General features: G+C 74.5%; 5 protein-coding genes. 3 read left to right on the top strand and 2 right to left on the bottom strand.

Annotation, left to right across the window (positions count from 1 at the left end; all coding sequences use genetic code 11):
• The first annotated feature begins 225 nt into the window (after window positions 1–225).
• Together PV342_RS38960 and ptsP are read left to right on the top strand one after the other, a co-directional pair.
• Complete coding sequence (locus PV342_RS38960; RefSeq protein WP_386990702.1) at window positions 226–675, top strand: PTS sugar transporter subunit IIA; 450 nt, start codon at window positions 226–228, stop codon at window positions 673–675.
• 80 nt (window positions 676–755) lie between these two features.
• Entirely contained in the window at window positions 756–2426 is a 1671-nt protein-coding gene (ptsP, locus tag PV342_RS38955; RefSeq protein WP_500320888.1) for a phosphoenolpyruvate--protein phosphotransferase, read from the top strand.
• 111 nt (window positions 2427–2537) lie between these two features.
• On the opposite strand, the gene PV342_RS38950 is transcribed toward ptsP, so the two are convergent.
• Together PV342_RS38950 and PV342_RS38945 are read right to left on the bottom strand one after the other, a co-directional pair.
• On the bottom strand, window positions 2538–3470 hold the full coding sequence (locus PV342_RS38950) for a DUF8829 domain-containing protein (protein WP_400800091.1): 933 nt from the start codon (window positions 3468–3470) through the stop codon (window positions 2538–2540).
• 32 nt (window positions 3471–3502) lie between these two features.
• A complete protein-coding gene (locus PV342_RS38945) occupies window positions 3503–4849 on the bottom strand; it encodes an MFS transporter (protein ID WP_400800093.1) in 1347 nt (448 codons plus the stop codon).
• Between the two features lie 47 nt (window positions 4850–4896).
• On the opposite strand from PV342_RS38945, the gene PV342_RS38940 reads away from it, so the two are divergent.
• Window positions 4897–6216, top strand: coding sequence for an aminotransferase class I/II-fold pyridoxal phosphate-dependent enzyme (locus tag PV342_RS38940; RefSeq protein ID WP_500320886.1), 1320 nt, complete (start codon window positions 4897–4899; stop codon window positions 6214–6216).
• Window positions 6217–6239: the final 23 nt, after the last annotated feature.

Raw genomic sequence — 6239 nt, 5'->3', positions numbered from 1 at the left:
CTTTCGGCTTTCGCGCTCCCCGACTTTAGCAGATGCTTTCCGTCGGTTTTACCGAACCGCTGCGAGGGCGCACGTCTCCGTGGCGTTCTCGTCGCGGGGTCGATCCAAAGTACTGGAGGACCCCGGTCGGAGCAAATCCGGGGCGCCGTGCGACGCCCTGGCATGCCGGGCCTCGCGGGGGTGGCAGACTTGAGTGGTCTGGACCACTTGCTTGGAGGCTTCATCATGACGACTGTCTCGTCGCCCCTGACCGGGCACGTCATCGGTCTGGCCGCGGTGCCCGACCCCGTGTTCTCGGGCGCCATGGTCGGGCCCGGCACCGCGATCGACCCCGTGCGTGAGCCGTCGGTGGCCGTCTCGCCGGTGGACGGTGTTGTCGTGTCGCTGCACGCGCACGCGTTCGTCGTGGTGGACAGGGACGGACATGGGGTGCTGACCCATCTCGGCATCGACACGGTGCAGCTGAACGGCGAGGGCTTCGAGGTCCTGGTCAACAAGGGCGACACCGTGGTGCGCGGCCAGGAGATGGTGCGCTGGGACCCCGCGGCCGTCGAGGCCGCCGGTAAGTCCCCGGTGTGCCCGGTGGTGGCGCTGGAGGCGACGGCCGAGGCGCTGACCGGCCTCCTCGAGGACGGAGAGGTGACCGCCGGGGCCACGCTCTTCTCTTGGACGTAGCCTTTCGGCAAGGCCACTCCCGACGCATACACACAGGCAAACGCGGTCGCGAACGTCCGCGACGACCGGAGACGGGTGAGATGGAGACAACGCTGCGAGGCGTCGGTGTCAGCCACGGCGTGGCGATCGGCGAGGTACGGCACATGGGAACCGCGGTTCTCGAGCCCCCGGCCAAGCAGATTCCGGCCGACGAGGCGCCTCGGGAGCAGGCCCGGGCGCGTCAGGCGGTCGAGGCGGTGGCCAACGACCTGATCGCGCGCGGCAACCTGGCCGGCGGCGAGGCGCAGGCGGTGCTCGAGGCCCAGGCGCTGATGGCGCAGGACCCGGAGCTGCTGGCCGACGTGGAGCGCCGCGTCGCGGTGGGCAGTTCGGCGGAGCGAGCGGTCTACGACGCCTTCGCCTCCTACCGCGCGCTGCTCGCCAACGCGGGCGAGTACCTGGCGGGGCGGGTCGCCGACCTGGACGACGTGCGCAACCGGATCGTGGCGCGGCTGCTCGGGGTGCCGATGCCGGGTGTCCCGGACAGCGACGAGCCGTACGTCCTGATCGCGCGGGACCTGGCGCCGGCCGACACCGCGCTGCTGGACCCGACGCTGGTGCTCGGCTTCGTCACCGAGGAGGGCGGGCCGACCAGCCACAGCGCGATCCTCGCGCGTGCGCTGGGGGTGCCCGCGGTGGTGGCGCTGCCGGGTGCCACGGAGCTGGCGGAGGGCACCGTCGTCGCCGTGGACGGTAGCACCGGTGACATCTACGTGGACCCGGGCAGGGACCGGCGGGCCGAGCTGGCGAAGGCCGCGGAGGAGCGCAGGGCGGCGCTCGCCGCGAGCTCCGGTCCCGGTGCCACCTCGGACGGGCACAAGGTGCCGCTGCTCGCGAACGTCGGCGGGCCCGCGGACGTCGAGGCCGCCGTGAAGGCGGGCGCGGAGGGCGTGGGCCTGTTCCGCACGGAGTTCCTCTTCCTGGACGACTCGAAGAACGCGCCGTCGGAGGAGAAGCAGGTCGAGGCGTACCGGCGGGTGCTGGAGGCCTTCCCCGAGGGCCGGGTGGTCGTCCGGGTGCTGGACGCGGGGGCGGACAAGCCGCTGGAGTTCCTGACCCCGGCGGACGAGCCGAACCCGGCGCTCGGTGTGCGCGGTCTGCGGACGCTGCTCGCGCACCCCGACGTGCTGCACACGCAGCTGCGGGCGCTGGCCAGGGCCGCCGAGGGCCTGCCGGTGTACCTCGAGGTCATGGCGCCCATGGTCGCGGACCGCGTCGACGCCAAGGCGTTCGCGGACGCGTGCCGGGAGGCCGGGCTGCACGCGAAGTTCGGCGCGATGGTGGAGATCCCGTCGGCGGCGCTGCGGGCGCGCTCGATCCTGCAGGAGGTCGAGTTCCTCTCGCTGGGGACGAACGACCTGGCGCAGTACACCTTCGCGGCGGACCGCCAGGTCGGCTCGGTCTCGCGGCTGCAGGATCCGTGGCAGCCGGCGCTGCTGGACCTGGTGGCCGCGGCGGCCGAGGCCGCGCGGGCCGAGGGCAAGAGCTGCGGTGTGTGCGGTGAGGCTGCCTCCGATCCGCTGCTGGCGTGCGTCCTGACGGGTCTGGGCGTGACGAGCCTGTCGATGGGCGCGGCGTCGCTCCCCTACGTGCGGGCGACGCTGGCGAAGTACACCCTGGCGCAGTGCGAGCGGGCGGCGGCGGCCGCCCGGGCGACGGACACGGCCGACGAGGCGCGGCGCGCGGCGCAGGCGGTGCTGTCCGGGGAGTGATCGTTTCCCGTCCTCGCCAGGGGCGTCCCACCATGGGTGGGGCGCCCCTCGGCGTTCCCCCGTTCCCCGTTCCCCCGTTCCCCCATTCCCCCGTTCCCCGTGCCGCCGTGCTCAGTCGTCCTCCGGCGGCGGGAGGACGAATCCGGGGCGGTGGACGACTCCGGGCTCCGGGGGTACGGGGTCGCCGGACTCGGCGTCGGTGCAGTAGGCGTTGAAGACCTGTGCCTCGGTGAGGGGCTGGAGCCAGCCGTCGCGCAGGGTCCAGCCCCGGACTTCGTCCGGACGGTCCGGCGGGGGCGCTCCGGCGCCCGCGCCGCTTCGCAGGACGAGGCCTCCGGGGCTGTCCTCGGCGAAGCCCGCGGCCAGGACGGTGCAGCAGACCAGGGCCTCGGCCTCGGCGAGGTGGACCATGCCCTGCTCGTCGCAGCGGGCGTGCATGGCCGCGAGGAGCGTGGTGCCCTCGGCGGGGACGCTGCAGACGAGGTGGTGGTGGCCCGGTCCCGCGGCTTCGAGGAGGCGCATCAGGGCCTGGGACGCGCGGTCGAAGGAGGTGCGGGCGAGGTCGTCGCCGCAGCCGGAGCAGTCGCCGGCGTCGGCCAGGATGCCGGAGGCCCGTTCCCAGGTGGCCTGGCGGCCCGTCTCGTACTCGAGCTCGGTGACGAGGAGTGCCAGGGGCTGTCCGGTGTAGGGGACGGTGGGTCCGGTGGTGGTGACGTCGGCGGCGTAGCGCGTGCGGGAGCGCGAGCTGTCGGGGTCGTGGCCGGTGCCGGCGCAGTACTCGGCGTACTCGTCCGGGTCGAAGGGGCCGACGCGGACGTGGACGCCGCGGGAGGCAAGGGAGCGGAGCAGGCCCTCGATCTGCCGGAGGTAGGTCGCGTGGTCGTCGAAGGTGAAGCTTCGGTAGCCGCGCATGGCGGCGAAGTCGGCGGGGTCGGTGAGGAGGGCGACGGTGGTCGGCGACTCGCGTCGCAGGGTGCGGCGGCCGCTCCTCGCGGCGCCGCGGGTAGGACGGGTGCTCTGCTTGCGGTGTTTGGTGTGTGCCATGACGGCTCCCCCTCGATACGGCGGATCAACTGTCACTCACCGTAATCGACGCCACTGACAGTGACCGTTCCGCTGGGGACGGCGGGGGCCTGCGGGGCCGCGGCACCGGGCCGTTCCAGGGCGTCCAGCCGGTCCAGGCGGCGGCGTACGAGGGTGCGCTGCCCCACGGAGACGGCCGCGAGCGCGCCGCCGAGGCCCAGCCAGCCGAGCGGGCCGGCGGCCATGACGGCTGAGGTGAGCAGCACCGGGCCGGCCGAGCGCTGGGCCGACTGCGCGAGTCCGTGGACGCCGAGGTAGGCGCCCTGGGACCGGCCGGGGGCGAGGGCCAGCGACAGCTCCCAGGAGATCGCGGCGTGGACGATCTCCGCGGCGGTGAAGGCCGTGGCGGCGACGACGAGGGCGACGACGGCGATGCCCGCCGAGTCCACGGCCGAGACGGCCATGGCGCCTCCCGCGACGAGGAAGGCGAGGCCGAGCAGCGGAAGGGACGCGGCGGCCCTGCGGGGCTCGTCGCCGAGGCGGCTGAGGCGGACCTGGAAGAGCACGACGAGGACGTTGTTGAGCACGAAGAGCAGGGCGACGAGGCTGTGCGGCGCGGCGGTCGCGGTGGCGATCCACAGGGGCAGGCCGACGTTGAGCGCCGTGTCGTCGAGGAACAGCAGGGCCTCGGTGGCGGTGTAGGCGAGGTAGCCGCGGTCGCGCCAGGGGCCGGTGGCCGGGGCCTTGCTCAGGGGCGGCTCCCCGCCGGCGGTGGCGGCCGTGGCCACCACGCGTACGGGCGACGGTGGTTCGGCGCAGCGCAGGACGAGCAGGGCGGCACCGGCGAAGGAGAGCGCGTCCCCGACGAGCATGGTGCGGTAGGCGGTGCCGGTGCCGACGGCCAGGGCGACGGCGGCGGCGAGTCCGCCGATGCCGAAGCCGATGTTCACCACGGTGCGCTGGAGTGCCTGGTAGCGCACGCGGTCGGGGCCGGCGACGCGGGCGGCGTACAGCTTGGTGAGGACCGAGGCGGAGCGGTCGCCGAGGCTGCCGAGCGCGGCGATGGGGAGCAGCAGCCAGAGGGTGCCGGTGAACAGGATGCCGACGGCGGCCGCGGCGCGCAGCGCGTGGACGGCCGGGAGCAGCCGGGTGAGCGGGACGCGGTCGGCGACGCGGCCCGCGACGGGGGTGCCCGCGACGCCGACGGCTCCGGCGACGCCGAGCAGGAGGCCGATCTCGTGCGGGGCGAGTCCGGCCACGAAGGTGTAGTAGAGCGCCGAAGTGCCGTACCAGAGGCCGGATCCGGCCTTGTCGGTGAAGCTCACCCAGAGCATGCGGCGACCGTCGCGGCCGCCCGGTACGAGGTGCTCGATGTCGCTGCGGCTGCGAGGGAATCGCATGTACTGCCCCCTTGACCCGAAGTTTGTATTGATACAGACTTACGAATGTGGCAACACAATATGCGATCAGCGGCACGAGCGCCAAGGGCATCGCCGCGTCCGTCGAACGAGGAGTGGCAGAAGGGACGTTGTCCCCCGGTGCCGCGCTCCCGCCGGTGCGGACGCTGGCCGACCGCCTGGGAGTGAGCCCCGGCACGGTGGCGACCGCCTACAAGGAGCTTCGGCAGCGCGGGATCGTCGTCACGCGCGGGCGTGGCGGCACCGTCGTCGCGCAGGCGCCGTCGGTGGCGTCCAGGAGACCGCCGAAGGTGCCGGCCGGGCTGCGGGACCTGGCGGGCGGCCATCCGGACGCGGCGTTCCTGCCGGAGCTGCCGCCGTCGGTGCGGGTGACGCCCGGGGCGCGCTCGCACCGGTCGGCTCCGCGGCTGCCCGAGCTCGAGGAGCCGACCCGCGCGTGGTTCGGCCGCGACGGCGTGCCGGCGGACGACGTGACCTTCGCGCACAGCGCGCTCGACTGCGTGGGGCGGCTGCTCTCGGTCGAACTGCGGCCGGGCGACGCGGTGGCGATGGAGGACCCGGGCTACCACCATCTGCTCGACCTGGTGCCCGCGCTGGGCCTGCGCATGGTGCCGGTCGCGGTGGACGACGAGGGCATGCGGCCCGACGCGCTGCGCGACGCGCTGCGGGCCGGGGCCCGGGCGGTGGTGTGCAGTCCGCGCTCACAGAACCCGTACGGAGGGGCCTTCTCTCCCGAGCGGCGGGACGCGCTGCTCGGCGTGCTGCGGGACGCGCCGGACGTGCTCGTGGTCGAGAACGACCACGCCGCGGAGGTCGCGGGCGTACCGCTGCACAGCCTCGCCTCGGGCGGGCTGCCGCGCTGGGCGCAGGTGCGTACGGTCACCAAGTACCTGGGCACGGACCTGCGGTGGGCGGCCCTCGCCTGCGACCCGACGACGCTGGCGCGGCACGACGGGCGGCTGCTGCTCACCTCGGGCTGGATCAGCCATGTGCTGCAGGGGATGGCCGCGCGGCTGATGACGGACCCCACGGCGCTGCTGCTGGTGGAGGCCGCCCGGGACGCGTACGCGCAGCGGCGCGAGGCACTCGTGGCGGAGCTGGGCGCGCGCGGGATCGCGGCGCACGGCGCGAGCGGGCTGAACGTGTGGGTGCCGGTGCGGGACGAGGCGGCGGTGGTCAACGGCCTGCGCTCGCGCGGGTGGTGGGTGGCCGCGGGGGCGAGGTTCCGGCTCGCGGCGGGGCCGGGCGTACGCATCACGACCGCCGCTCTGGAACCCCCGGAGGCGGGTGCCCTGGCCGCCGACTTCGCGGACGTGCTGGGCGAGTTCGGCGCGACGTACGGGGGGTGAGGCGGGCGCGGGCCCGCCCCTCC

The organism is Streptomyces sp. PA03-3a (genome assembly GCF_033792735.1).
Taxonomy (GTDB): domain Bacteria; phylum Actinomycetota; class Actinomycetes; order Streptomycetales; family Streptomycetaceae; genus Actinacidiphila.
Note: the sequence above shows the minus strand (reverse complement) of the source record. Positions and strands in the feature narration are given on the sequence as shown.